Annotated in this window: 19 protein-coding genes and 4 pseudogenes; 10 read left to right on the top strand and 13 right to left on the bottom strand. The window is 68.2% G+C overall.

Going from position 1 to position 24161, the window contains the following annotated elements:
* Nucleotide 1: 1 nt before the first annotated feature.
* The 4 genes and pseudogenes from ACFY4A_RS23550 to ACFY4A_RS23565 form a co-directional block, all read right to left on the bottom strand.
* On the bottom strand, nt 2-1750 hold the full coding sequence (locus tag ACFY4A_RS23550; protein ID WP_390831317.1) for an amidohydrolase family protein: 1749 nt from the start codon (nt 1748-1750) through the stop codon (nt 2-4).
* Between the two features lie 195 nt (nt 1751-1945).
* Nucleotides 1946-2173: a hypothetical protein gene (locus tag ACFY4A_RS23555; protein WP_390831318.1), complete on the bottom strand. Its 228-nt coding sequence runs from the start codon at nt 2171-2173 to the stop codon at nt 1946-1948.
* A gap of 336 nt (nt 2174-2509) precedes the next feature.
* Nucleotides 2510-2698, bottom strand: a pseudogene (locus ACFY4A_RS23560) (transposase); the annotation flags it as partial.
* 246 nt (nt 2699-2944) lie between these two features.
* Nucleotides 2945-4027: a Zn-dependent alcohol dehydrogenase gene (locus ACFY4A_RS23565; RefSeq protein ID WP_390831319.1), complete on the bottom strand. Its 1083-nt coding sequence runs from the start codon at nt 4025-4027 to the stop codon at nt 2945-2947.
* Nucleotides 4028-4229: 202 nt separating this feature from the next.
* Here ACFY4A_RS23565 and ACFY4A_RS23570 point away from each other — a divergent pair, with 202 nt between their 5' ends.
* The gene (locus tag ACFY4A_RS23570) at nt 4230-5201 is read left to right on the top strand and encodes an NADPH:quinone oxidoreductase family protein (RefSeq protein WP_390831320.1); all 972 of its coding nucleotides are present in this window, start codon (nt 4230-4232) and stop codon (nt 5199-5201) included.
* Nucleotides 5202-5222: 21 nt separating this feature from the next.
* Here the strand turns inward: ACFY4A_RS23570 and ACFY4A_RS23575 are convergent, their stop codons facing one another.
* Nucleotides 5223-6776, bottom strand: a complete 1554-nt coding sequence (locus ACFY4A_RS23575; RefSeq protein WP_390831321.1) for an AMP-binding protein — start codon at nt 6774-6776, stop codon at nt 5223-5225.
* A gap of 129 nt (nt 6777-6905) precedes the next feature.
* Between ACFY4A_RS23575 and ACFY4A_RS23580 the strand changes: the two genes are divergently transcribed.
* Together ACFY4A_RS23580 and ACFY4A_RS23585 are read left to right on the top strand one after the other, a co-directional pair.
* Complete coding sequence (locus ACFY4A_RS23580; RefSeq protein WP_390831322.1) at nt 6906-8489, top strand: AMP-binding protein; 1584 nt, start codon at nt 6906-6908, stop codon at nt 8487-8489.
* Nucleotides 8490-8569: 80 nt separating this feature from the next.
* The gene (locus tag ACFY4A_RS23585) at nt 8570-9424 is read left to right on the top strand and encodes an enoyl-CoA hydratase/isomerase family protein (RefSeq protein ID WP_390831323.1); all 855 of its coding nucleotides are present in this window, start codon (nt 8570-8572) and stop codon (nt 9422-9424) included.
* 432 nt (nt 9425-9856) lie between these two features.
* On the opposite strand, the gene ACFY4A_RS23590 is transcribed toward ACFY4A_RS23585, so the two are convergent.
* The 3 genes from ACFY4A_RS23590 to ACFY4A_RS23600 form a co-directional block, all read right to left on the bottom strand.
* Nucleotides 9857-10000: a hypothetical protein gene (locus tag ACFY4A_RS23590; protein ID WP_390831324.1), complete on the bottom strand. Its 144-nt coding sequence runs from the start codon at nt 9998-10000 to the stop codon at nt 9857-9859.
* An 82-nt stretch (nt 10001-10082) separates the two neighbouring features.
* On the bottom strand, nt 10083-11462 hold the full coding sequence (locus ACFY4A_RS23595; protein WP_390831355.1) for an amidohydrolase family protein: 1380 nt from the start codon (nt 11460-11462) through the stop codon (nt 10083-10085).
* Nucleotides 11463-11497: 35 nt separating this feature from the next.
* Nucleotides 11498-12763 carry a CoA transferase gene (locus ACFY4A_RS23600; RefSeq protein ID WP_390831325.1) on the bottom strand — a complete coding sequence of 422 codons (1266 nt, stop codon included), beginning with the start codon at nt 12761-12763 and terminating at the stop codon, nt 11498-11500.
* A gap of 22 nt (nt 12764-12785) precedes the next feature.
* On the opposite strand from ACFY4A_RS23600, the gene ACFY4A_RS23605 reads away from it, so the two are divergent.
* The 5 genes and pseudogenes from ACFY4A_RS23605 to ACFY4A_RS23625 form a co-directional block, all read left to right on the top strand.
* The gene (locus ACFY4A_RS23605; protein WP_390831326.1) at nt 12786-13874 is read left to right on the top strand and encodes an enoyl-CoA hydratase/isomerase family protein; all 1089 of its coding nucleotides are present in this window, start codon (nt 12786-12788) and stop codon (nt 13872-13874) included.
* 88 nt (nt 13875-13962) lie between these two features.
* Nucleotides 13963-14091 (top strand): annotated as a pseudogene (locus ACFY4A_RS23610) (IS6 family transposase); the annotation flags it as partial.
* Between the two features lie 503 nt (nt 14092-14594).
* Entirely contained in the window at nt 14595-15566 is a 972-nt protein-coding gene (locus tag ACFY4A_RS23615) for an ATP-binding cassette domain-containing protein (protein WP_390831327.1), read from the top strand.
* A complete protein-coding gene (locus ACFY4A_RS23620; RefSeq protein ID WP_390831328.1) occupies nt 15563-16411 on the top strand; it encodes an ABC transporter permease in 849 nt (282 codons plus the stop codon). The genes ACFY4A_RS23615 and ACFY4A_RS23620 overlap by 4 nt, the downstream gene beginning before the upstream one ends.
* A 33-nt stretch (nt 16412-16444) precedes the next feature.
* Nucleotides 16445-16645: pseudogene (locus ACFY4A_RS23625) on the top strand (sensor histidine kinase); the annotation flags it as partial.
* A 68-nt stretch (nt 16646-16713) separates the two neighbouring features.
* Here ACFY4A_RS23625 and ACFY4A_RS23630 read toward each other — a convergent pair.
* The 5 genes from ACFY4A_RS23630 to ACFY4A_RS23650 form a co-directional block, all read right to left on the bottom strand.
* Nucleotides 16714-17241 carry a DinB family protein gene (locus tag ACFY4A_RS23630; RefSeq protein ID WP_390831329.1) on the bottom strand — a complete coding sequence of 176 codons (528 nt, stop codon included), beginning with the start codon at nt 17239-17241 and terminating at the stop codon, nt 16714-16716.
* A gap of 527 nt (nt 17242-17768) precedes the next feature.
* A complete protein-coding gene (locus ACFY4A_RS23635; protein ID WP_390831356.1) occupies nt 17769-19331 on the bottom strand; it encodes a SpoIIE family protein phosphatase in 1563 nt (520 codons plus the stop codon).
* Nucleotides 19332-19878: 547 nt separating this feature from the next.
* Entirely contained in the window at nt 19879-20508 is a 630-nt protein-coding gene (locus ACFY4A_RS23640) for a hypothetical protein (protein WP_390831330.1), read from the bottom strand.
* Between the two features lie 191 nt (nt 20509-20699).
* Complete coding sequence (locus ACFY4A_RS23645) at nt 20700-20945, bottom strand: type II toxin-antitoxin system RelE/ParE family toxin (protein WP_390831331.1); 246 nt, start codon at nt 20943-20945, stop codon at nt 20700-20702.
* Nucleotides 20942-21202, bottom strand: a complete 261-nt coding sequence (locus ACFY4A_RS23650; protein WP_390831332.1) for a type II toxin-antitoxin system Phd/YefM family antitoxin — start codon at nt 21200-21202, stop codon at nt 20942-20944. The genes ACFY4A_RS23645 and ACFY4A_RS23650 overlap by 4 nt, the downstream gene beginning before the upstream one ends.
* A 117-nt stretch (nt 21203-21319) precedes the next feature.
* Between ACFY4A_RS23650 and tap the strand changes: the two are divergent.
* Together tap and tpg are read left to right on the top strand one after the other, a co-directional pair.
* Nucleotides 21320-23557: pseudogene (tap, locus tag ACFY4A_RS23655) on the top strand (telomere-associated protein Tap).
* Between the two features lie 12 nt (nt 23558-23569).
* Nucleotides 23570-24103 (top strand): telomere-protecting terminal protein Tpg, encoded by a 534-nt coding sequence (gene tpg, locus ACFY4A_RS23660; RefSeq protein WP_390831333.1) that lies wholly within the window; start codon nt 23570-23572, stop codon nt 24101-24103.
* Nucleotides 24104-24161 lie beyond the last annotated feature (58 nt).

Raw genomic sequence — 24161 nt, forward strand, 5'->3', positions numbered from 1 at the left:
GTCAGGCGCGGCCGTGGCGAAGGAGCTTGCCCGGGTGGGCGTTGGTGGCGACGCCGTCCTTGAAGGTGATTTGACCGTTGACGATCGTGTAGTGGTACCCCTCCGCCCAGCGCACCCGACGCCAGTCGCCGCCGGGCAGGTCGTTGCGTGTCTCGAACAGGCCCTCCGGAACCTGCTTCAGGCTGGCGAGGTCGTACACGATGATGTCCGCGGCCTGTCCCTCGGTCAGAGTCCCTCGGTCCTTGAAACCGTTCACGCGAGCCGGCAGCGCCGAGAGGTAGTGGTGCGCCTCCTCAAGGCTGAGCAGCCCCGTGTCCCGGACCATCCAGGTCAGAAGATCGGTGCTGTACCCGCCGCCTACGAAGTACTTCATGTGCGCGCCACCGTCCGAGATGCCGGGGAGCGCGTGGCCGCTGCGGAGCAGCTCTGCGATGTACTCGGCGTTCGGCGCATGGACGATGGGGGTGCGCAGGGTCACCTGCAGCTCGGATTCGACGGCGAGATCGAGCATCACCTCAAGCGGATCACGGCCCTGCTCCGCCCCGATCTCGCCGAGGTTCTTCCCCACGTACTTGTCGAGGGCGGGGTAGCCGCCGGTGGCGAGCACCTCGATCCGCTCGATTTTGAGCCCGATGCCCTCAATGCTCGCAAGCCAGGGCTTGTCCGCCAGCATCTTCGCGCGGATCTCGGGGTTACGCAGATTCGCCAGGCGTTCGGCAGGGCTGCCCATCAGTCCGGCCTTCCACGCCGGTGCGATGTCGAATCCGTTCCAGGTCTCGAAGTTGAACTGCTGGAAGTTCCGATTCGTGTCCGCGTGGCCGTAGACGCTCAGCCCGTTGTCGTGGCACTGCTTGAGCCATTCGATCGAGTGCCGGTGGACATCCGGCTTGCCGTCGATCGCCAGGAGCGTGTTGTGAAGAACCGGGCGGCCGGAATACTCGGCGAGCTTCTCCACCCAGTACTCCACGGCCGGCAGGTCGAAGAAGTCCTCGGCGTTCTTGTCACCGGAGGGCGCGTAGGTCAGCTGGATCGTCCCTTCGCCGCGCTCCTTCAGTACGCGCGCGAAGGCGTACCCTTCCTCGTCGGTCATGATGTCGGTGACCATGGGAGTGCCGTCGAAGTCCGGCTGGATCGAGTGCTCGCCCATGCGCTGCACCGACCAGCCGCACGCCCCGGCCTTCATGGCCTCGTCCAGCAGCTGGCAGATCGCCTTCAGCTCTTTCTCGTTCGGGCGGCGCTTCTTCGCCTCGGCGTACGAGCCCATCGCGTAGATGATGAAGGGCGAGAGCGGGGCGAAGCTCAGCACGTTCACACCCTTGGGCGTACGCTCCACAGAGTCGAGGTACTCCGCGAACGTCGTCCAGTCCCAAGGCATCCCCTGCTGCATCGCCTCGAGCCCGATCTGCTCGTTGCGGGTCATCGACAGCATCGAGCGATCGCGGTCCTCGGGGCGACACGGTGCAAAGCCGAAGCCGCAGTTGCCGATGACGACGCTCGTTACGCCGTGCCAACCGGAGATCGTGCAGTACGGGTCCCAGAACACCTGGGCGTCGTAGTGGGTGTGGGCGTCGACGACGCCCGGTGCGACGATCAGGCCGTCCGCGTCGATCACCTTCTCCGCGGTCGACGAGCGCAGCCCATCAATCGCGGCGATCTTCCCGTCCCTGATGCCGATGTCTCCCTCGAACTTCGGCAACCCGGTGCCGTCGACGACGGTGCCGCCGCGAATGATCGTGTCGAATTCCGCCATGTGATCCTCCCGCTCCAGAGAGTGCTGCGGGTGACGTTAAAACCTGTACGTACAAGGTGCAAGAGGTCGCGTTAAGTTTGGGGACATTCGGGTGGCAAGATGCACGCTACCTGTCCGTACAGGCACTGTCGTCACAGGAGTTACGTGCCAGCCTCCTGCCCGCTGACCGAACGGTGGTGGACCGAAGGGGTCAGTTCAACGGAAGCTGGTCGCGACGTTGGGATCGCCACCTCGTAGCGGGCCACCAGGGGGCAGGCACATACCGCACGGGACAGGGACACCACACCACCCGGCGTCCACCTTCATCGGCAGGACCGACGACGGCTCGGCGCCCAGTTCCGTCCAGGCTCGAAGCACGCCGAGCGGATTGGTCAGCGCCGTACCGACCTTGTCGATGTTGCAGTGGCCGACAGTGCGCGCCATGAAAGGCCGTATGACAGCGTACGTAGCCGACCTCGTTCGCGACTCGACCGACCTTTAGCAGTGAGTCCTCCCTTGCGGGAGCGGTATCGCGGCGAACTCACGCCGCGCGTGCGCGAAGCAGCCGATCGAACTGTTCGTACGTCAGTGACCGCCAGTCCCATGTCGGGCCCGAAGCGGCCATGTGCCCACCCACGGCAGCGCCTTGAGCAATGGCACTACGGTCGTGTCACCGTTGGCGGTCGCCGTCAGGCCGAGGTCATCCAGCGCTGCACCGGGCAGCCCCCCGGTACCAGAAGCGCTTGCGACCCGTCGCCCATGCGCAGGGTCGCCGATCATGCCGAGTTCCTGCGGGAGGTGCTCCCAGGCGATGCCGGTGTGAAAGATGAACAGGATGCCCTGGAACACCAGCCGGTCCGGATGCCGCTTGCGGCCTGGATGCCGCATCCGACGCTCCACCTTCGGCAGTAGCGGCTCAATCACCGCCCACAGCTCGTCGTCAACCTCCCACGGCTTGGGCCGCGCCACCCCGGACCCCCAGATCCACAGGCCCGCAGCTACCACCCCCGAGATCATTCGGAACCGGGACAACACGGTCAGGGACTCGACGTGGGCGGCATCGTCCAGCGGACTCACCCTCACGGCCTTTGTTGTGATCAACGCCGACTTCAGCGAGAAGACATGATCACGCAAAGGCCGCCCTGCTGTCTGCAGAACGACGAAGCCCGTGGTCAGCTCACCGAGCTGACCACGGGCGGACCTTAAACGGCAAGCTTACTGAGAGAACGTAATCACCCGGCGCCCGGCGATCTGGCGGCGACGCATCGCGTCGTAGCCGTTGTTGATCTCCTCAAGCGCAATGCGCCGATCGATGAACCCCTGCAAGTTGAGCCGCCCGGCCAAATCAAGCTCCATGATGCGCGGCAGGTCGATGCGTGGCCGGCATGAACCCATCAGACTGCCCTGCAGACGTCGCTCGTAGACGAACAGTCCGCCGTCCAGTTCGATGTGCTGCCCGACGGCGATGCCGAGGACAGTTGCGATCCCTGCTCGGCGCACCATGCGTAGCGCCTGTTCGACCGTGGTCTTCAGGCCGATCGCCTCGAATGAGTAGTCCACCCCGCCGCCGGACAGCTCTAGCACCGCGTCCACCGGGTCGACCGATGACGCATCGACGCAGTCGGAAGCGCCGAACTCGAGCGCCAGGTTGAGCTTCGCCGCTTCTGTGTCGATGGCGATGATCTGCCTGGCACCCACGAGCGACGCGGTTTGCACGGCTGCGAGCCCGACCCCTCCCAGGCCGATAACCGCGACAGCTGAGCCGGCACGCACCGCGGCAGTGTTGACTACGCCGCCGAATCCCGTCGCCACACCGCAGCCAATGATCGCCGCGCGATCCATCGGGTACTCGGGGTCGATTTTCACCAGTGCGTGCTCGTGCACCAGCAACTGCTCTGCGAAGCCGCCGAGGTTGTTGAACTGGAATACGGCCCGACCCTGCCGGGTCAACCGCGGGGGGGCCGACGCGGGGCGGGAACCCGGCGAGTCCGCACACAGAGTGGGCATACCACGCAGGCAGTACTCGCAGTGCCCACAGTATTGGAGCGGGAAAGTCACGACATGATCGCCGGCCCGCACATAAGTGACGTCCTCGCCGACCGCTTCCACAACCCCTGAGACTTCGTGGCCGAAGAGCATGCCTCCGGGCGCATCCAGCCCGGCCGCTCCGTAGTCGCCATCGATCACGTGCAGGTCGCTGTGGCAGAGACCGGAACCGAGGGTACGGACCAACACCTCGTTTCGCAGTGGCTTGTCGACGGCGACGTCGGTGATATCCAGCGACCCGGGCTTCAACATGAGTGCAGCTTTCATCCCGACCTCTCAGCGGTGACGGGCCGCCGACACGGTGGTTGCAGCCGAGGGGACACACCGCGTGGTGGCCGTAATGTAAGGTGCTTCCCTTGTACCGTCAAGTATCCCGAACTCATACCGACAAGTGGGCCGCAGCCGACCCCGAGTAGAAAACGAACGCTGCTAGTCTATCGGGTACGATAGGCGCATGCGCGCTGTCGTCTGTAGTGAACTGGGGCCCGTGGCGAACCTCGCCGTTGAGGATCGCCCGGTGCCGGATCCTGGTGCACGACAAGTTCGGATCGCGGTGCGGTCGGCCGGCGCCAGCTTCGTGGATGCGCTCATCGTCTCAGGCAAGTACCAGTTCCCGCGGACTCCTCCGTTCGTACCGGGAGGCGAGGTCGCCGGTGTCGTCGAAGCAGTCGGCGCGGACGTCACCGAATGGCGCCCCGGCGACCGGGTCTTCGCCGCCGCCGCCGGCGGCGGCTTCGCCGAGTTTGCACTGGCCGACGACACCAAGCTGGTGCGGCTACCTGCAGAGTTGGACTTCGCCCGCGGCGCATCGTTCCTCCAGGCCTACGGCACGGCGTGGTTCGCCTTCACTCGACGCACGGTGGTGCGACCGGACGAGGTGGTACTCGTGACCGGCGCCGGCGGCGGCGTGGGCCTGGCGGCGATCGACGTGGCCCGGTCGCTCGGAGCTCGGGTCATCGCCGTCGCGTCCTCCGCCGAGAAGCGCGAACTCGCTCTCTCGATGGGCGCCGAGGCGGCGCTGGACCCGCTGACCGAGGACGTCAAGGCGGCCGCCCGGAATCTCACCGACGGCAACGGCGTCGACATCGTGTACGACGTCGTGGGTGGAGAGTTGTCCGAGACGGCACTGCGCGCGCTCAACTTCCACGGGCGCTTTCTGGTCGTCGGATTCCCGGGAGGTATTGCCCGGATTCCACTGAATCTCGTCCTGCTGCGCAACCGCAGCGTCATCGGTGTCGAGCGTGGCAGCTGGGTGACCCGACACCCGCAGGCCAACGTGTCGCTGGTGGCTGAGATGGTGAACGCTGTCGTTCAAGGAGCCCTGCACCCGGTCGCGCCGTTCGAGCGGCCGCTCGACGACGCCGGAGTCGTTCTCGCCGATCTGCTGAACCGCCGCGCCGTGGGAAAGACCGTGCTCGTCCCGTAGTGGGGCACGGTCTCTCCGACCTCAGACCCGACCAGCCGCCCGCGCGCGCAGCGTCGCCTTCTGGATCCGATTGCTGGCCTGCGTACGCGGCAGGGTGTCGATGAACTCGAAGTGCTCCGGCACCAGTTCGCCCGGCATGCTGGATTCTGCGAATGCTCGCAGGTCCTCGATCGAGATCGTCGCGTCCGGTGTTCGCACCACGAAGACACGGATGTCCTCGTCGGAAGGCCCGGTGTTGTCGGAAACTGCAGCGCATTCGGATACCTCCGGGTGCGCGAGGAGGTAGCGCTCGATGTCGTAGGAGGCGATGGCCACGCCCCTGCGGTGCAGCAGGTCGGAGAAGCGGTCGACCCAGTGGATGGCGCCGTCCGGCTCCTCGCGCACCGCGTCGCCGGTGTGGAACCAACCGTTGCGCCACGCGGCAGCGGTCTTCTCGGGCATCTTGTAGTACCCCAGACTCACGGACCACGGCTCGTCCGCGCGCACGACCAGCTCACCGACCTCACCCGGCGCGACCTCGTAGTCGAATGCGTCGACAACGCGGTGCTGCCAGCCGGGTGCGCCCGCCGTCACTTTGCCGACACTGGCCCAGTTGTCGGTGTTCCAGCCGGCCGACGTCGTGATGTTTCCGACCTCGGACAGGCCGTAGCCGGTGCAGACGCGGACGCCGAATCGCTCCCGGAACTCCCGGTGCAGCGGCGAGACCGGGATCATCATGACGTTCCGCAGTGAGGTCTGCCCGTCCTGCGGGGCCTCCGGCTGCCTGAGCAGGAACTCCGCCTGCTCCCGATAGACGATCGAGGTCGTGATGCCGTACTTTCGCACATCGTCCCAGAACGTCTCGATCCGCAGTCGGGGCTGCAGCAGGCAACGGGCGCCGAGTATCGCCATCATCTCGGGAAAGCATTTCGACGCTGTGTAGTACGTCGGCGCGTAGGTGTAGAAGACGTCGTCCTCGGTGAGGTCCTCCATCGGCCACATGCGCACGGCCTGGACGTCGAGCGACCCCCACGGCACGATGATCGCCTTCGCCGGGCCTGTCGTGCCGGAGCTGTGCACGACGGTCGCCACGTCCCACGGCTTCGGCGGATCGGGATCCTCGAGTGGCTTCGCGCCGGTCAACTCGGACTGTCGAACGACCTCGAACGGCAGGTCGGGGATCGGTCCGTCGTCGGTGACCAGTACCAGACGCACCTGCGAAAGCTCATGCGCGATCTCAGCGAGCTGCGGGAGGAAGACGCTGTCGGCGACGACGGTCTCGGCTTCCACGTTGTGAATCGCATAGTTGAGGGTGTCGCCGCGTGCACCGGTGTGCACCGGCACGTCCCACGCGCGCAGGTACGCGATGCCGAGCCAGTTGGCGAATGCGGCCGGATGCAGGTTCTGCAGGGACACGACTCGGTCGGCGGCCTTGATGCCCACTTCCTGCAACGCACCGGCGACCGTCAAGGCGGCCTCGTGCTGTTCGCGATAGGTGACAGTTGCTCCGTCGGTCGTCTGCAAGAACACCCGATCCGGACTCGCCCCCGCTCGCCACGCCAACGTCTCAGGAAGTGTCCGCAGCCTGTCGGCCATTCTTCACTGCTCCCTTCACGAGGCAACCGGCAATATACTACCAGTGTTCGTATCATTGAGCAGGACTGCGTCCCGCACCCTTCGCGTGATGCACGCTGCAACCAGGCCGACCGTGAGGGAGTCCCGGACATGACTACTGACGCCGGTATCGACGACGGCCATCGGCTGATCCATTCGCTGACCTTCGGCGACGTCATCCGACAGAATCGGCGAAGCTACCCACATCACACCGCGGTTGTCAGCGACGCCGGCGAGCGGCTCACGTACCCGGAGTTGGACGACCGAGTCACCCGGCTGGCCAACGTCTTTCGCGCATCAGGCGTATCCGGCGGTGGCCGTGTCGTCTGGCTCGGCCAGAACTCGCATCGCTTGCTCGAGTGCGTCCTGGCAGCGGCAAAGTGCGGAGCAGTCGTGTGTCCGGTGAACTGGCAGGCGGGAGCGAACGAGTTGAGGTTCATCATCGACGACGTCGAACCGGGCATCGTGTTCTGGCAGTCCTCCGAGCTCGAGCGAAAGGTCGTCACCGTTCGGGAACGCCATGACGGCGGAGCCAGGTGGATACAGCACGACGGCACCGATGCGGACTCCTACGACGGCCTGTTGGCCGACGCCCCTGCCGATGACCCGGAAAACTACGTAGACCCGAACGAACCACTCCTGCTGATGTACACGGGCGCATTCGACGGCCGGCCCAACGGGGCGCTCCTCAGCCAGCTCGGCATCATGCTGCACGGGCTGGTGATCGCGAACCGGACCGGCATCAACGACGAGTACGTCTATCTCAACTGTGGCCCGATGTACCGCATGGGTGTGCTGTGGAACACCCTCGCCACCCTGCACCTGGGCGGGACCAATGTGTTCGTTCCGCGCGCCGATCCTGAGCTGATCTGCGCAGCGGTGGAGCGGTACCGGTGCATGGGCGCCCTCATCATGGAACCGACACTCAGCGCAGTGATCGCGTTCAACAAGGACGCGAAACACGACCTCTCGTCTCTCCGCTCCCGCCCCGGCAACGCGGACTGGAGCGCGATGACCTCGCTCGACCCGTTCCATCGTCCGAACGACAGTTCGCTGTACGGGCAGACCGAGGTCGCCGGTCTCATCACGACGGCGGCAGCCGATGTGGCCGGGCTGCACGGCCGGCCGAGCCCGGTCGCCCAACTGCGGCTCTTCGGCGAGGACGGGCGCGAAGTCGCACCCGGCGAAATCGGCGAGATTGTGGTCCGCGGACCGCAGATCATGACCGGTTATCTTCGACGCCCCGAACTCAACGGCCTCCGCCAGCACGACGGATGGCACTGGACGAACGACCTCGGTCGCAGGGAGACCGACGGATCGATCACGTTCCTCGGCCCCAAGGGTCGACTGATCAAGTCGGGCATCGAGAACATCTACCCCGCCGAAGTCGAGGCCTGCCTACGCCGCCATCCGGCCGTGGCGAACGCCGGCGTGATCGGCGTTCCGGCCGCCGACGCCGGCGGGCAGACGGTAAAAGCGATCGTCGTCGTGAAGCCGGACATGAAGACAACTCCCGAAGAGCTCGTGCAGCACGGGCGCCAGCACCTTGCCGCGTACAAGGTCCCGCGCGTCATCCAGTTCGCTCCGGCGCTGCCCGTCAAGGGCGCGGGAATCGACTACGAGTCACTCGATCGTGACTACGGGGGTGGCGGCTACCCCGGATCGCAGCTGTTCAGCGCGATGACCGGTCTCTGAGCGCGTCGTCATCGACGTCCCTTGACCGCTCCCGACCCATGTGCCAACTTGTCATTACAAGCTGCTGGATTGGAGTGAACATGGCGTACGTGACATACGAGAAGGACGGCCCGATGGCCGTCATCACGCTCCGGCGTCCGGAGCGACGCAACGCGCTCGGTCGCGAACTGTGCAGGGACCTTCGCGCCGCGTACGAGGCCTTCGAGGAGGACACGGACGTGGCGGTCGGCATCCTGACAGGTGAGGGCAACTTCTGCGCCGGCCGGGACATCAAGGAGACCCGATGGGACGCCGAAGGGCCGCACGACGCCGGCTTCCCGTCGCCTGACCTGTTCTACTACAGCCAACTCGCGAAGCCACTGATCGCCGCAGTGAACAGCTACGCGTTCGGCGGAGGCATGCTGCTCGCACTCGCGTTCCCCGATCTCGTGATTTGCGCCGAGTCCGCCGTCTTCGAGCTCTCCGAGGTTCAGCGCAGCCTTCTGGGCGCGTGGGAGTTGGGTTGGAACCTGGGTCTGCCGCGTGCGGCCGCGATGGAGATCGCGCTGGGCTACCGGATGAGCGGTCGGCGAGCGTACGAGCTGGGACTTGCGAACGCCGTCGTCCCGGACGACCAACTCCTCGACACGGCCAGGGAATGGGCCCAGAAGCTCCTCGTACTCCCGCCCGCGATCATTCGGCGGCATCGGGAGCTGCTTCGCAAACATGCCGACCGGCCGATGTCGGCAGAGGTCAAGGCACTCTGGGAGAGGTACTGGGACGAGCACATGCACTCGGTCGACTTCGACGAAGGAGACCGCGCGTTCCTGGAGAAGCGTGAAGCGAAGTACCGGATCAACGCCTACGCCCGGGACTTCGAGGAGCAGAGCGCCATGAACTACACGGGCACAGCACGGCGCGCGGTCTATGGCGTCGACCAGCACGAACCGACCTGAACCACCATGTGCTCCCACGCAGGGATCGACGTCGTTCCTCACGCGGACCGGTTCGCATCGACGAGCCGGATCAGGTTCGTGTTCCAGCCGAAGCCCCTCGTAGCAGGAGTAGGTTGCCGTGAGCGCTGACCCGTTGGCCGCGTGCGCCGATCTTCGCTACGACGGCGGCGCGGCCGAGATCCAGGCCGTTCACGAAGGTGTGCAGGTGGGGAAGCCCACTGTCCCTTGGGGAGGTGGCTCCGATCGGGCTGCTGCCCGTGTCTGTGGACGCCGCCGAGGGCTTCTTCCGCAGTCTCAGGACCCCCTGGGCGGCGCGGCGCTGGTCGCGGGCATCGACCTCCAGGAGCTGGTCGATCACCTCCCGGCCGGGTCCCCCGACCGGGGATGCCTGACCGAGGCACCAGATCGGCGTCCTCATCTGGAAAGCGATCTTCACGGGCGGGTAGTCGTTGTTGTCGGTGCGCTTGCCCTGCTCAAGTGCTCTGCGGCCTTGACCAGTTCTCCTTCGCGGAAGAGCTGCACCATGGTGGCGGCGCAGCGGACATCGACGCGGCCTCCGATCAGCTTCCAGGGCACCGAGTACAGAGTGCCGCCGAGCTTGCGCCCTGACCACGGGGGTGGGAACTCACGTGACGCTGATCAGGCAGATCGTGGGGAATTACGTGACCGTCGACAGCGCCGGGTTTCCACCGATCAACACCAGTCGTACCATTTCGGCATCCGGGCAGGCGAGTACCTGTGCCAGGGGAGCGTGCAGCAGTACTAGGTCGGCTGGTGCTCCCGGACGGATGGTGCGCGGTGGGTCCCCAGGCCGCTGCGCGGGGGAGAGATAGCCTTCGAGCGCCTGGGCGGGGGTGAGGCGTTCGCCGGGCCCGAGCACCGTACCCGAGCCGGTCCGCCGCTGTACGGCGGCTCGTATGACTGCCCAGGGGTCGAGCGGCCCGTAGGGCGCGTCGCTGGATAGACCCAGCGGCACTTCGGCCGCGCGCAGGGAGGCGCAGCGGTACAGGTCGCCGTGCTCGTCGGCGGGCGTGTCATGTCGGTAGTCGTCCCCGCGGTCGGCGAGGAAGCCCGGCTGGGTCACCACTCGTAGGCCCAGGCGCCGGAGGGTGGGGAGGACTTCGGGGGGCGTGAGGGACGCGTGTTCCAGCCGGTCGCCGGGCAGGGTGCCGACCTCTTCCAGAACCACCAGAAGCAGTAGTAGCGCCTCGCGGGTCACGCAGTGCACGGCGACCGGACGACCGGCCTGGTGAGCGGTGCCGATGGTCTCGGCGAGTTCGTCGCAGCCGGGCAGTGCCGAGTCGGCGAGGACGATCTTCCATGGCCCGGACTTCGGTCCTGGCTGTTCGGGGGCCGGGGTGTGGCTGCTGAGCGGTTCGCCGAGCAGGTGCACCCGTTGTGGCAGTTCGCCGCAGGCCATGGCCTTGGTGATGGCCGCGACTGTGGCTGCATCCAGGCTCGGGGTGGCGTCGGTGACGGTGGTGATTCCGTATCGGGCCAGTTGTCGGCCCAAGCCGGCCAGCGAGGGCGGGTCACCGGGCGGCAGGCGGTTTCGCAGCCATGCATCGGCTCGCCACAGCCGCCCGGTCGGGCGGCCGGTGGCGTCTCGCTCCACTCCAGGGTGATCCGCTGTGGCCAGCCTGACTGCGGCAACGGCACGGGAGTTGAGCATCCACAGGGCACCGCTGCGATGCTGTACCCGCACTGGCACCTCGCCGCGCAGTGCGTCCAACCGGGCCGCGGTCAGCTCTCCCGCGACGGACTCGTGGTAGCGCACGCCCCGGATCCAGCCGTGCCGATCGGGGCTGGCGCGGTGCAGTGCCCGCGCCAGCCCCTCCTTGTCGCGGACGGTGGCGGGGTCGCACGAGGTGGAGGCGAGGTCGGCCGCAGTGGCGAACAGGTGCAGGTGATGGTCCGCCAACCCTGGTATTAGTGCCCCGCCGTGTGCCCGGACCAACTGCTCCGCACCACCTGCGCGGGGCAGGGCGCGGCCTGTCTCCAGCACCCGGCCGTGGCCGATCCGGACATCCAATAGCATTCCGTCGACTTCGGCGCCGCGGATCAATAGTCCGGTCACGGTGCAGCGATCCCGAGCCGTCGCAGGACCAGGCCGGTGTCCGCGCCTAGAGCGGGCGCGGTGCCGGTGGGTGTCCGAGCCACCGGCGCTGCCACCGATACCAGCTCCCTTCCGGTGTCCACCTCCCAGCCGTTGCCGTATCCGGATGGCACCACGTGCGCCATCGGGGCTGCGTGCCCGCGCACGGTCGCCGCCACGACATCCGCCATCGCCACCTCCCACAGCACCCCGCCCTTGCCTTCCGGTTCGGACATGGTCAGCGCGGCAGCCGTGAGACCGGTCAGCGGATCGGCGATGGCATCCCCGCAGAAGGTCGGCGCCCCTTGGTCGTCCCGGGCCAGCAGGCCGCCGGCCACGGCCAAGTCGTCGCCGAACCCCACGCGGTCAACGGACCGCCCGTAGGCGGTGATCGACACCCAGGTGCAGCCGCGCTCCACTTCCTCCAGGGCGTCCAGGCCGAACCGGGCCAGTGCCCGGGGACGGGACGCCTCGATGACCACATCCGCGGTGCGCACCAGCGCGTGCAGTGCCTCCCGCCCGGCGCGATCGGCCGGGTCCAGGGCCACCGCGCGGTGCCCGGCGTGCAGCAGGTCGTAAAAGGTCTGGTTGCCGAATCTCGCGCCGTCCGGACGCGAGGGCACTTCGACTTTGATCACTTCTGCGCCGGCCAGGCCCAGCAGGTGCGCGCATAGCGGGCCAGCCCACAGTGCGCTGAAGTCCACGACCATCATGCCCCGCATCGAGCGGGGCCGACCCGGCCGCGGCATCCGGGCCGTGCCCGCTTCCGGCAGGCCTTGTATCGTTCCGGCGGCCAGCCCCAGCAGCGTCACCCGCTCCTCCAGCTCGGCCTTGGTGTGCCCAGCCAGCCAGGTGGCCAGCCGCTGCCACAGCCGCTCGTCGAGCTCGTGCTCGATCAGCGCGCTCCACAGCTCCGGATCGTCCGGGCGTACACAGGACACCGCCGCCCAGCCGTCCGCCGTGGGCAGCAGCTGGCACCCGCCGCCCACAGAAACCCGCCCCTGACGAGTGCCGCCGGTCAGCGCCGCCCGCTCGGCCAGCAGGCGCCCTCCGTCCACACGCACCGGACGGCCCGCCTCGGCACCGGCTTGCTCAATGTGCGCGGCCAACCACGCAGCCAGGGAAGCCGCCTCGCCCACCGGCACGAGCGGCGCCCCGGTGCGGTGGCCGGTCAGCCACATCGCCCCGCTGCGAGCCCAGGCGCCCGTCAGTTCTGCGGGAGACTCCGGCGACCATGTGATCATGCCCGGATGGTAGAACGGCAGGGTGCTGGTTCCAACTGTGATCCGCGTCGAGGACCTGGCCGCAGGGGCGGCCCAGGCGGATCTGCTCACCGAGGACGGAGCTGTCGACGAACCGTTGGTCATCGTCGACCTGGATCAGTCGGCCGCCGACGGCACCGCGCTGCGCCAGGCGGTGCGGCAGGCCGCAGAGTGCGACCGCCTGCTGGTCGGCCTCACCCGCACGGTTGGCCCGTCAGCCGATCACGCGCACCCAACCTCCCAGCTGCTCGACGCGCTGGACCTGACCCTCGCGCCCGCCGACGGCGCCGATCGCCGCCTGGTCGGCGTGGACGACCCCGAGGCAACTGCCCACGCCCTGAGGCGCGCAGCCGCGGACAACCCGGAGGCGGCCGTCATCCTCGGCCGCCAACTGCGCACCGGCCCACGGCTGACGGTCGGCCAGGCTCTCGACGCCGAGTCGCTCGCCTACTCCACCCTACTGGCCGGACGCGGCTTCGCCCGCTGGCTGAGCGCACGTGGCCACCGTCCGCCACCGCCGCCCGCCCCTGTCACACCCGTGCTCCTGTACCGGGACGAGGACGTGCTGCGCGTGACCCTCAACCGACCCGAACGGCACAACGCCTACGGCCGAGAACTGCGCGACGCCCTCGTCGCCGCGCTCGACCTCGCCCTGCTAGACGACACCGTTACCCGTGTCGTCCTGAGTGGCAACGGACCTTCCTTCTGCTCCGGCGGTGACCTCGGCGAATTCGGAGCTGCCTCCGACCTGGCTACCGCTCACCTGATCCGCATCCACGGTGGCGCCGCCCGACCGCTGCACAAGCTGCGAGACCGGGTCACCGCCCGCGTACACGGCAGTTGCATCGGGGCCGGAATCGAACTGTCCGCCTTCGCCTCCCGGATCGTCGCCGACCCGGCAACCCTGTTCTGCCTGCCCGAGTTGCGCATGGGCTTGATCCCGGGCGCCGGAGGCACAGTCAGCATTCCCCGCCGTATCGGCCGCTGGCGCACCCTCTACCTCGTCCTCACCAGTTGCCGCCTCACTGCCGACCGGGCGCTGAGCTGGGGACTGATCGATGAGCTGAGCCCGGTCGACCTGCCCCGCGTCTGAACCGCAGCCTCGGGTTGGCGGGGCGTTGTCACGTTGGCTGACCGGCCTGGGATGATCTTGGAGTTGATCGTGCCGGGGAGTTTCGCTCGTGTCGTCCGCGTCGCCGTCGCACAAGGGCTATCGGTACCCGGTGGAGATCATCGCGCACTGCGTGTGGCTGTACTTCCGCTTCCCGCTCAGCTTCCACGAGGTCGAGGAGCTGATGCTCGAGCGCGGCGACACCGGCGCTGCCGGCCGGTCCACCACGGCCTGGCCAGGCCCGAAGGGCAAGCCCACCACGCCCCGACAGCGCCATCAGACACTCACACACCCAACAACGCGACAGCGCCGCCGTCAGAGATCCACCCACCCAACAACGTGACAGCGCCCTCCTGAGCACGAAAGCCGGAACCCCGCCGCACAACGCCCTGACGCACCCATCCCCAGCACCTCACCCGGCGCTTCGGTCCTGATGCCGCGGAGGCCTTGCGGGCTCAGCCCACGGTCGTGGTCGCGATCACCCCTGTTGCGGACTGTCGGCCGGGGCATGAACCGGGCCGGGGAAGGCCGTCCTGCGGCCATCGCCAGTCTGCGCGGCCGAGGGCTGGGTCGTAGTACCCCGGTACTACCTGCCCGGCACTCTTCCGTCCTCGGTACCACCGGATTCGCAACATCCGGTCCTAGCGTTGCGAAGGAGGCGTCAGGCGTGCCGGACGCCGCAGTCCGAAAGAGAGAAAGCGAATGATCGACGCACAGCAGCTCACCAAGAGGTACGGGGAGAAGACAGCCGTCGACGGTCTGGACTTCACCGTGAAGCCCGGGACGGTGACCGGCTTCCTCGGGCCCAACGGGGCCGGGAAGTCCACGACGATGCGCATGATCGTCGGGCTGGACGCGCCGACCAGCGGCTCCGTCACGGTGAACGGCAGGCACTACGCCCGCCACCAGGCGCCGCTCCAGGAGGTCGGGGCGCTGCTGGAGGCGAAGTCGATCCACCCGGGCCGCTCGGCCTACAACCACCTCCGGGCGCTCGCGCTGACCCACGGCATTCCGCGCCGCCGGGTCGACGAGGTCGTCGAACTCGCCGGTCTCGGCAGCGTCGCCAAGAAGCGGGCCGGTGCCTTTTCCCTCGGCATGGGGCAGCGGCTCGGCATCGCCGCCGCGCTGCTGGGCGATCCGCAGACGGTGATGCTGGACGAGCCTGTCAACGGCCTCGACCCAGAGGGCGTCCTGTGGATCCGTAACCTGCTGACGGCGCTCGCAGCCGAGGGCCGCACCGTGTTCGTCTCCTCGCACCTGATGAGCGAGGTCGCGCTGGTGGCGGACCACCTGATCATCGTCGGCCGGGGCCGGCTGCTCGCCGACACGACCGTACGGGACCTGGTCCGCGAGGCCGGCGGCGACACCGTACAGGTGGCGACGCAGGACCCGTCGAAGCTGCGGGACGTGCTGGCCGGGCCCGGCGTGGAGATCACCGGCCGCATCGGCTCCGAGGAACTCCAGGTCACCGGGATGACCGCCCGCGAGATCGGGCTGAAGGCGGCCGAGCACGGGATCCCCCTGTTCGAGCTGGCCACGAAGGCGGTGTCGCTGGAGGAGGCTTTCATGGAACTGACCAGGGACGCCGTCGAGTACCACGGCACCACGACCAGCACCGGCACCACGACCGCCTCCGATACCTCCGGCACCGACACCTCCGGGAGCGCGGCATGAGCACCCTCACGGCAACCCCCGAAACCCCGAAGACCGCCCGGTCCGCGCCCGCCCGGCCCGCCTACCGGGTGACCGGACGGCGCGTGCTGGCCTCGGAGTGGGCCAAACTCTGGTCCCTGCGCTCCACCTGGATCACCCTCGGCCTGGGCCTGCTCTTCCTCGTCGCCTTCGGCGTCATCGCCGCGAGCCGCTACAAGTCCGGAATCGACTCCGGCCGGCACATGGACCGCTTCGCCTCCTCGACGGCCGTGAGCTTGTCCCTCTTTGGCACGAACTTCGCCCAGCTGGCCCTCGGCGTGCTCGGCGTGCTGGTCACGGCGGGCGAGTACTCCACCGGCATGATCCGCTCCACCATGGCCGCGGTGCCGCGCCGACTGCCCGTGCTGTGGTCCAAGGCGGCGGTGTACGGGCTGGTAGCGCTGCTGATCGCCACCGTCGGCTCCTTCGTCGCCTTCCTCGTCGGCAGCCAGATCGTGTCCGGCACGCCCGCCGCCATGGGCCTCGGCCAGGCCGGCGTCGTACGCAGCCTGCTGGGCGCCGGGCTCTACCTGGGCCTGGTCGGGGTGATCGGCACTGCCCTGGGCGCGCTGTTGCGGTCCGTGGCCAGCGGCATCTCGGTCCTGGTGGCGGCCCTCATGCTCGTACCCGGACTGATCTCCCTGCTGCCCACCTCGTGGCAGGGCGACATCGACCCCTACCTCCCGAGCCACGCCGGTGAGTCGATCTTCGCCCTGACCCACGACTCGACCACCCTGTCGCCCGCCGCAGGGCTCGTGGTCTTCCTCGGCTGGACGGCACTGGCGCTGGCCGGGGCGGCGTACCGGCTGGTGCGCAGCGACGTCTGAGAACTGGCACCGCATCATGGTCCGGTGAACTCCATGACCACTGACGACCTCGGCGCAATGGGGCCGCTGGTCGCCCGGCTCGGCCGGGCGGGCCAGCGGCTGCGGCGCGCCGACCGGGCACGTCCGTGGGTGCTGGATGCCGCGGTGGTGGTCCTGGTGTTCCTACTGTTCTGTCTGCCGGACCTGCTACACGCGGTCGGCGTGATCAACGGGGAAGGCGACGGCCCGCGCCGAGCAGGCCGCCGCCGGCTGAGAGGGATTGCCGGGTGCTGGCGCGGTCCTTCCGACCGCGCAAGCACCTCTCATGCGCCGGTAGTTCCGTCAATCTGCTCGCGGATGAGGTCGGCATGACCGTTGTGACGTGCGTATTCCTCGATCATGTGCACCATGATCCAGCGCAGGGAGACTCCCTGATCAGCGACGTGACCCGCTTCCTGTTCGGACAGGCGGCCTGAGTCGTCCAGCGATACTTCAGCGATCAGCTCACGCCCTCGAGCGACCTCCGCTTGCCACGCAGCCATCGCCTCGTCGAGCCCACGTTCCGGCTGAAGGGCAAAGCCGTCGACGTTGTTCTCCCCGAAGACAGGAGGCACGTCCTGACCTGCGAATACACGCTGGAACCAGTTGCGCTCCACCTCAGCCATGTGCTGAACAAGACCGAGCAGCGTCATCGACGAGGGCGACGCCGCAGCAAGCCGTAATTGATCATCTTTGAGGCCCGAACACTTCAGGGCGAGAGTCGCACGGTGAAAGTCCAGCCATGCTTCCAGCATGGCGCGCTCGTCGGCATGCGCGGGCGGGATCGGCCGTCCATCCGGTGTCGTATTCATGAGCACACCCTGGCAGCAGCAGCCGCGGCCCATGACCGTCTCTGCTGGCGACGAACACGAATCTCGCCCATCTCCCAGCGAGCCAGTGACATCAAAACTCAAAACTCACTGACATTGATCTTGCTGAGCCCTACGAGGTGACTCCCGAAATCGCCTCCAAAAGACTCCCTCGCAAACTGACACAGCCACTCTCCACGACCGGATGGCGGAGCCACGCCCAAACCGGCGAGACGAGGACGAAGCGCCCGGGCCGGGCTCGTCCCGCGGGGGCTGCGAGGTGACCGATGAGCGTCGCGCTTTGAGGAAAGACGCCCACGATCTTTGGGTCTGCAGATTCGCCACTTCGAGGGCGTCGCTGCCACGCCGAGTCCCGCGCCCGCTCGGCGGCGGCACTCCGAGCGGGGCCGACGCGTCGAAGCCGACGGGCACAAGGCGGTCGCGGGCCACTGACGGTGCACGACCTCATACAGGTTGGCCGGACTGCCGGCGCGGTCCAGCCGCCATGCGCGGGCAGGCCGTCCTCGCCGTCAGGGGTCTCCGCCCAGATCTCCAGCCCCCTCGGGGAGCGACTGCTCGACCCAGATGGTCTTGCCGAGGCCGGAGTACCTCGTGCCCCAGCGCCCGGTGAGCTGGGCGACCAGCATCAGTCCGCGTCCGCCCTCATCGAGGATGCGGGCCCGGCGCAGGTGCGGGGCGGTGCTGCTCGCATCGGAGACCTCGCAGATGAAATTGTGGTTCCTGATGAGTCGCAACTGGATGGGCGGGGCAGCGTGGCGTATCGCGTTGGTCACCAACTCGCTCACGACCAGTTCGGTGATGAAGGCCAGCTCGTCCAGGTGCCATGCGGAGAGCTGATGGGTCGCCCAAGACCGGGCCCGGGCAACGACGGCCGGGTCAGAGGGGACCTGCGACGTGGCGACCTGATCGCCGTCCAGCATGCGGGTACGAACGATGAGTAGCGCGACATCGTCGGTCGGCCGCCGCTCCGCGAGCAGCGCCTTCAGGACACGGTCGCAGGTCGTCTCGAGCGAGGGCAGGGCATCGCCCAGAACAGTGCACAAGGTCTGCATGCCGACGTCGATGTCGTGGTTGCGGGCCTCGACCAGCCCGTCGGTGTAGAGCGCGAGGAGGCTTCCCTTGGGCAATTCGCGTTCGATGGACTCGAACGGCAACCCGCCCACGCCCAGTGGCGGGCCTGCGGGCAGGTCCAGAATGTCCACCGTGCCGTCGGGATTCCTCAGAGCGGGTGAGGGGTGGCCTGCGCTGGCGATCGAGCACCTTCCGGACACCGGGTCGTAGATCGCGTACAGGCACGTGGCACCAAGGTCGGTGACGGCCGCCTCGGCTTCGGATTCCGGCCCGGTGCTGAGCCGGATGACCAGGTCGTCCAGGTACGCAAGCAGCTCATCAGGGGCCAGATCGACTTCGGCGAGGGTGCGCACAGCCATGCGTAGCCGGCCCATGGCGGCGGACGCATGGATGCCGTGGCCGACCACATCTCCGACCACGAGTGCGACCCGAGCGCCGGAGAGCGGGATCACGTCGAACCAGTCACCGCCGACCCCCGCATCCGAGCTGGCCGGCAGATAGCGCCCAGCGACCTCGACGGCGACCTGCTCGGGGAGCCCCTGCGGCAATAGGCTGTGTTGGAGAGTGAGGGCGGCGTTGGCCCGCTCCGCTTCGGCGCGTGCTTCCTCGGCGGCGGCTTCGGCCCGCTTGCGATCGGTGATGTCGGTGCAAATGGCACCGACGGCGTATGGCTGCCCCGATGCATCGCGAAGCGGGAACTTGAGCGACAGCAAAGTACCGGCCATACCGATGCCTGTCACGGGCTCCTCTCCCTCGAACGCCTGATTCTTGGCAAGCACCTCGGAATCATGCTCCATGTACGCCAGAGCGGTTTCACGGGGAAAAAGGTCGAGGTCAGTCCTTCCGCACACCTGCTCGCGCGGGAGACCGTATCTGCGCTCGAACTGCTTGTTGACGAGCAGGTAGCGGCCGTGAGCGTCCTTGACAAAGATGAGCGCCGAAGAGTGGTCCACGATGTCCTGCAGGCAGCGGATGTCCTTGCGCAGCGATCGCTCGGCCATCTCGCGTTCAGTCGCGTCATACAGCTGTACGATGGCACGAGCGCGTTCGCCCGGCAGACACTCCGCCTTCAGCTCCAGGGCCAATGCCGCACCGTCCGGCTGCCGCCTCGCCGTGCAGATGGCCGAGGCGTCCTCACCTGCAGCCAGCGCTCTCAGCGAATCGACTTCTCCGGCATGCAGCTGGACGAGATCGGTCGGTCAGGCACTGCCCGACCAGCTCTTCTTCACGCCGCCCCAGCAGGTCTCCCAAACTCCGCGAGGCGAGCACGATCCGTGACGGCTCCGGGCCGTCGAGCGCGACCACAGCCATGGGCACGGGCGCGGCGGCGAACACAGCGTGAACCAGCCCCCCGGCGTGCTGATCGTTATCCCCCAGGGATCGCTCTGCCACGACAGTTCCCCATCCGCCACCGGCATCAGAGCGCTTTGTCCCAGTTGCCGCCGTGTGCGTGCCGAGAATCACGTCCGGGCAGGTCAAGCAGCGTGTTGGTACCCGTGGATCACTCCGCCGAGGCGGTCGTGTCGGCGTATGTCGAGGTACATGTCGTCACTCAGCGCACCCCAAGTGGCAGCTGAGCAACACGGTGCCGGCTCGCCGTCTTCGGCCTCGCTGCGGGACGATCTGGACAGCCTCGCCCTGCTGAACGAGACTCGGCAGGTCGTCGGCGCGGACCGCCTCGATCCACTGCGGGAGCCGGTCACCTCGGTGATCATCCTCCCGAACGCGCGGACGTGGCGGGTGAGCCCGTCGCCGGTCGTCCATGGGCGTGAGCTTGAAGGACGTCTCCTCCCCCGGCAGAGCGGCCCGGAAGCCGAGGGCCCGCATGTGGATCATGTTCAGCGCCAAGACCGTGGGTTTGCCGTCCTGCACAAAGGTTCGGCTCCTCAGCACAATCTCGTCGTACAGGTCGATCCCGAGAATCGATGCCGAACTCATCAAGTTCGTTGTTGGAGGCCAGTCGCGCCGTACTCTGCTCCGGTCCTGCGGTGATCGTCTGCCGGTGCGCTCGGTGTAAAGATCGTGCCGGAACTTCGGCATCGGTCCTTCGTCGAGCAGTTCCGGCAGGGGGTCCACAGACCGGACACGCTCCCGATAGAGCTCTGTGTGCCGGTCGTTCGGGTCGCCGCCCAGCGCCATCAGGCCCTGGCACTGCGCCAGGACATCGTGGCCCTGCACCGCGACCTGCTGGGCTCCTGGGTCAAGGGCGCTCATCTGGAAACCTTGATCCCGTTGAACGGAAGCGGCGGCGGCACCAGGCGGCGCCCCTCTGCCTGACCGTGACACCCGGTTACGGCCGCTTGACGTAAGGACAGGTGTCCCAGGGGCGTGACTGGGCCCTGGCCTGGCGCACGAATGGGCGGGCCTGGTCAGCGCACGCGGCCGAGATGGATGACACTGACGCGGATCTGCTGGTCGTTGATCTCGTACATGACGCGGTAGGCGCCGATGTGGATGCGGAGCAGGTCGGCGCTGCCGAACGCGCCGTCGGGGCGGGGGTTGTCGGCAAGGCGGTCGACGGCGGTGAACACGTGCCGTACCCCGTCGGGGTCGTCCTTGGCGAACCGCTCCGCCTGGGCGAGGGCCTCGGGCTCCCAGATGACCTCGTAGCTCACGCCTCAGCTCCGCCGAACACACGCCGGTACGCCTCGTCGTGCGGGACGCCGGCGTCTTCGCCGCGGGCCTGGCGGGTGCGGTAGGCGGTCAGCGCGCGCAGCTCCTGCAGTTCCAGGGCGTCGGCGGGGCTGACCAGTATGGCGACGGTCTGTCCGTGGTCGGTGATGGCGACTGGTTCGCGGGTGGCGCTGACTTCGCGTGCGATGGCGCCCAGGCGGGCGCGGGCTTCCACGATCGAGTAGGTCGTCTCCGTCATGCACACTACCTTACGGAAGTGTGCACTTCTCAGCCATCGAACACGTTCCGTACGCGATCCGTACGGTAAAAGTGCGTGATGTGTACGGTTCATGGGGGGGTAATCAGGAGGTGTTTTATGTCCGAGTTGTTCGACGCGGTCGACGCGCTGATCGCATCCCGCTCTCCGCTGCCGCCCGCGGAGGAGCGCAAGCGGCTGCGTCAGGCGCACGGCCTGACACTGGACGAAGTCGCCGCCGCGCTGAAGGTGCGCCGGGCCACGGTGTCCGGCTGGGAGTCGATCAAGAAGCCGACCGAGCCGCGCGGTCCGGAGCGCGAGGCATACGCCCGGCTGCTCAAGCAGCTCGCGGAGCTCTACCCCGCACCCACGACTGCGCCGGAGTCGACGGCCGCGCCGGTGCCGGCCACGTTCACCGGCACGCCCGCCCCGGCAGAACAGGCTCTGTCCGCAGGCCCAGCCTCCGAGGCTGCGGCCATAACTGCACACGAGAACACTCAGACCGCCCCCGCTCCCGCCACTGCTCCGCAGGCCGCGCCGCGTCCGCCGCGCACCACCAGGAGTACGTCGACGTCGCGCCGCCCGGGCGTAAAGAAGGCGGCCCCGGCCGGCACCCCGGCAGGCGGCACCGACCCGCGCTTCGAGAACGGACCGCTCGCAGTCGTCGACGTCGAGGACGGGCAGGTGCTGGCGTACTGCCCCGGGGGCCTGGTCCTGGACGTGCCTGCCAAGAGCATCCCGGCCTTGGTGGAATGGACACTCAAGGAGGCGCGGCTCGGTCAGCCAAAGCTGTCCGGGCCGGGCAAGGACGCCGACCCGCTGCTCGTGCTGACCGAGGCTGCGCTGGAGCGTTACGGCCTCCCGGCCGCGCTCACGGATGAGGAGCGGCTCGCCGGGCGGATCCCGGAGGACCACAAGGTCATCAAGCAGCTGGCCCGCGCCGACTGGAAGCTGACGAAGCGGGGGTTCGGCCCGTGGGCGCGGATTTACCGCCCCGCGCAGGGTTCGGAGCGGGCCTGCGTGCAGTTGTGCATCCCGTCGTGGCACGCGTTGGACACCCGGCACTGGAGCTCGGCCGGGCAGCTCCCGCCAGCCGAACTCGCCCGCGTCCTGGGTGTGTACGCGTCCCGGGTGATGACGCCGCGCGGATCGACCGCGGTGACCGGCCTGGAGCTGATGACCGCGCTGCATCCGGCGACCCGTGCCTCCGAGCCGGACGCCGACGGCAAGCGGCACTCCGAGCACAACCCCGGCTCCCTGGGCAAGGACCCGGTCGACCCGGCACCGTGCGAGGCCCCCGACGGACACCCGCTCCTCAAGGACCTGCCGCGCTTCCACGTCCGTGGCCCGGCGGAGAAGCTGTTCGAGGAGGCGTACGACTGGGCGCGGCCGATGACAGACGCCGAATGCACCCTGCGGCACTTGATCGGCATCGACGTGAACATGGCCTTCGCGGCGGGCGCCAACGGCCTGCCCGTCGGCCTCGGAGCGCCGACGCACGTCACGAACCCGGTCTTCGACCCGAAGCTGCCCGGCTCGTGGCTGGTGGACCTCTCCCACGTCGACCTGTCCAAGGTGAAGGTCGGCAAGGAGTGGGTGGAGCTGGACGGCAGCCTGTTGCCCAGCCCGTTCACGCCGAAGGGTGACCGTCCGGAGGGGCCGGCCTGGTACGCGACGCCCACCGTGGCGTACGCGGTGGAGCTCGGCTACGAGGTGCGCCCGCTGGAGGGGTGGGTGCGGCGGGAGAACGGCCGCTACCTGGACGGCTGGTACAACCGGCTGCGCGATGCTTACCTCGCCACGATGGCCGACCTCGGCGTGCACGCGGACATGGCGCCGGCCGACTTCCTCGCGGCGATGGACGACTACAAGGAACGTGACCCGGAGTTGGCGATCGTCGTCTCGGCGGTCAAGGCGACGGTGAAGGGCGGCCTGGGCAAGCTGCGCGAGCGGCCCCGGGGCGAGGGCTGGCGCCCCGGTGAGCCGTGGCGGGCGCTGTCCCGGCCGACGTGACGGCCGGACATCCGCGCGGCGGTCATCTCCCGCACCCGGATCAACCTGCACCGCAAGATCGTGAAGCACGCGGCGTTCACCGGGCAGTACCCGGTCGCGATCCTGTCCGACTGCGTCGTCTACGCGGCCGAAGGCACCAGCCCGCTGGACTTCCTGCCCTACCGGGAGGGCAAGCCGCTGCCCGGCGGCTTCAAGCTCGGCATCAACCCCGGCCTGGTCAAGCACGAGGGCACCCAGTCCGTCCTGTGGGGCGAAGAGGTCCGCGAGCGGTTCAACGCCCCGGAGCTCAACCTCGCCCGCTACATCAAGGACGGCACCGTCACCGACGTCGACAACGGAGAGTAGGAGAGGCCGACAATGAGCCTGTTCGGGGACGGCCTGGACGCCGCGGTGCAGAAGGCGTTCACCCGCCCGGCACCCAAGAGCGCGCCCGCGCAGATGCGGTACCTGGTCAAGCAGCTCAAGAGCACCAAGGCGGTCGCCCAGATGCTGCGCATCTCCCAGCGCACCGTCGAGCGGTACGTGAAGGACCAGATCAAGAAGCCCCGCCCGGACCTCGCAGCCCGCCTGGAGCGCGAGGTGAAGAAGCGATGGCAACCGCAGATCCGGGCCAAGGCCCGGCAGAAGGCGGCGACCACCGGCGGCATCGTCATCGACACCCGTGCCCGCATGGGCTACACCGCGCCGATCGGGTCGACGGACCAGGACCGCATCCGGCACCTGACCGTCGCCCTCCCGCCGCAGTACGCCGCCCGCCTCTTCGACGCCCAGGAAGCCGGCGCCACCGAACAGCAGCTCAAGGAGGTGTACTTCCAGGACAACGGCCGCCGCGCCGGCCAGCTGGAGGAAGTCCGCTTCACCGACATCGAGCACCTGGAGTTCGACCTGTAGCAGCCGGGGGCCCCGAACAGCCCGCGAGCCCGGACCGATCGGTCCGGGCTCGCTCGCG

Origin of the sequence: Streptomyces sp. NPDC001292 (genome assembly GCF_042896465.1) — a bacterium.
Taxonomy (GTDB): domain Bacteria; phylum Actinomycetota; class Actinomycetes; order Streptomycetales; family Streptomycetaceae; genus Streptomyces.

Bases quoted from the DNA above. Each gene is read 5' to 3' on its own strand.
- ACFY4A_RS23565 (WP_390831319.1), bottom strand. From the start codon at position 4,027: ATGTTGAAGCCCGGGTCGCTGGATATCACCGACGTCGCCGTCGACAAG.
- ACFY4A_RS23585 (WP_390831323.1), top strand. From the start codon at position 8,570: ATGGCGTACGTGACATACGAGAAGGACGGCCCGATGGCCGTCATCACG.
- ACFY4A_RS23635 (WP_390831356.1), bottom strand. From the start codon at position 19,331: ATGGCCGAGCGATCGCTGCGCAAGGACATCCGCTGCCTGCAGGACATC.
- tpg (WP_390831333.1), top strand. From the start codon at position 23,570: ATGAGCCTGTTCGGGGACGGCCTGGACGCCGCGGTGCAGAAGGCGTTC.
- ACFY4A_RS23555 (WP_390831318.1), bottom strand. From the start codon at position 2,173: ATGGCGCGCACTGTCGGCCACTGCAACATCGACAAGGTCGGTACGGCG.
- ACFY4A_RS23630 (WP_390831329.1), bottom strand. From the start codon at position 17,241: ATGAATACGACACCGGATGGACGGCCGATCCCGCCCGCGCATGCCGAC.
- ACFY4A_RS23650 (WP_390831332.1), bottom strand. From the start codon at position 21,202: ATGACGGAGACGACCTACTCGATCGTGGAAGCCCGCGCCCGCCTGGGC.
- ACFY4A_RS23570 (WP_390831320.1), top strand. From the start codon at position 4,230: ATGCGCGCTGTCGTCTGTAGTGAACTGGGGCCCGTGGCGAACCTCGCC.
- ACFY4A_RS23575 (WP_390831321.1), bottom strand. From the start codon at position 6,776: ATGGCCGACAGGCTGCGGACACTTCCTGAGACGTTGGCGTGGCGAGCG.
- ACFY4A_RS23550 (WP_390831317.1), bottom strand. From the start codon at position 1,750: ATGGCGGAATTCGACACGATCATTCGCGGCGGCACCGTCGTCGACGGC.
- ACFY4A_RS23620 (WP_390831328.1), top strand. From the start codon at position 15,563: ATGAGCACCCTCACGGCAACCCCCGAAACCCCGAAGACCGCCCGGTCC.
- ACFY4A_RS23600 (WP_390831325.1), bottom strand. From the start codon at position 12,763: ATGATCACATGGTCGCCGGAGTCTCCCGCAGAACTGACGGGCGCCTGG.
- ACFY4A_RS23615 (WP_390831327.1), top strand. From the start codon at position 14,595: ATGATCGACGCACAGCAGCTCACCAAGAGGTACGGGGAGAAGACAGCC.
- ACFY4A_RS23580 (WP_390831322.1), top strand. From the start codon at position 6,906: ATGACTACTGACGCCGGTATCGACGACGGCCATCGGCTGATCCATTCG.
- ACFY4A_RS23595 (WP_390831355.1), bottom strand. From the start codon at position 11,462: ATGCTATTGGATGTCCGGATCGGCCACGGCCGGGTGCTGGAGACAGGC.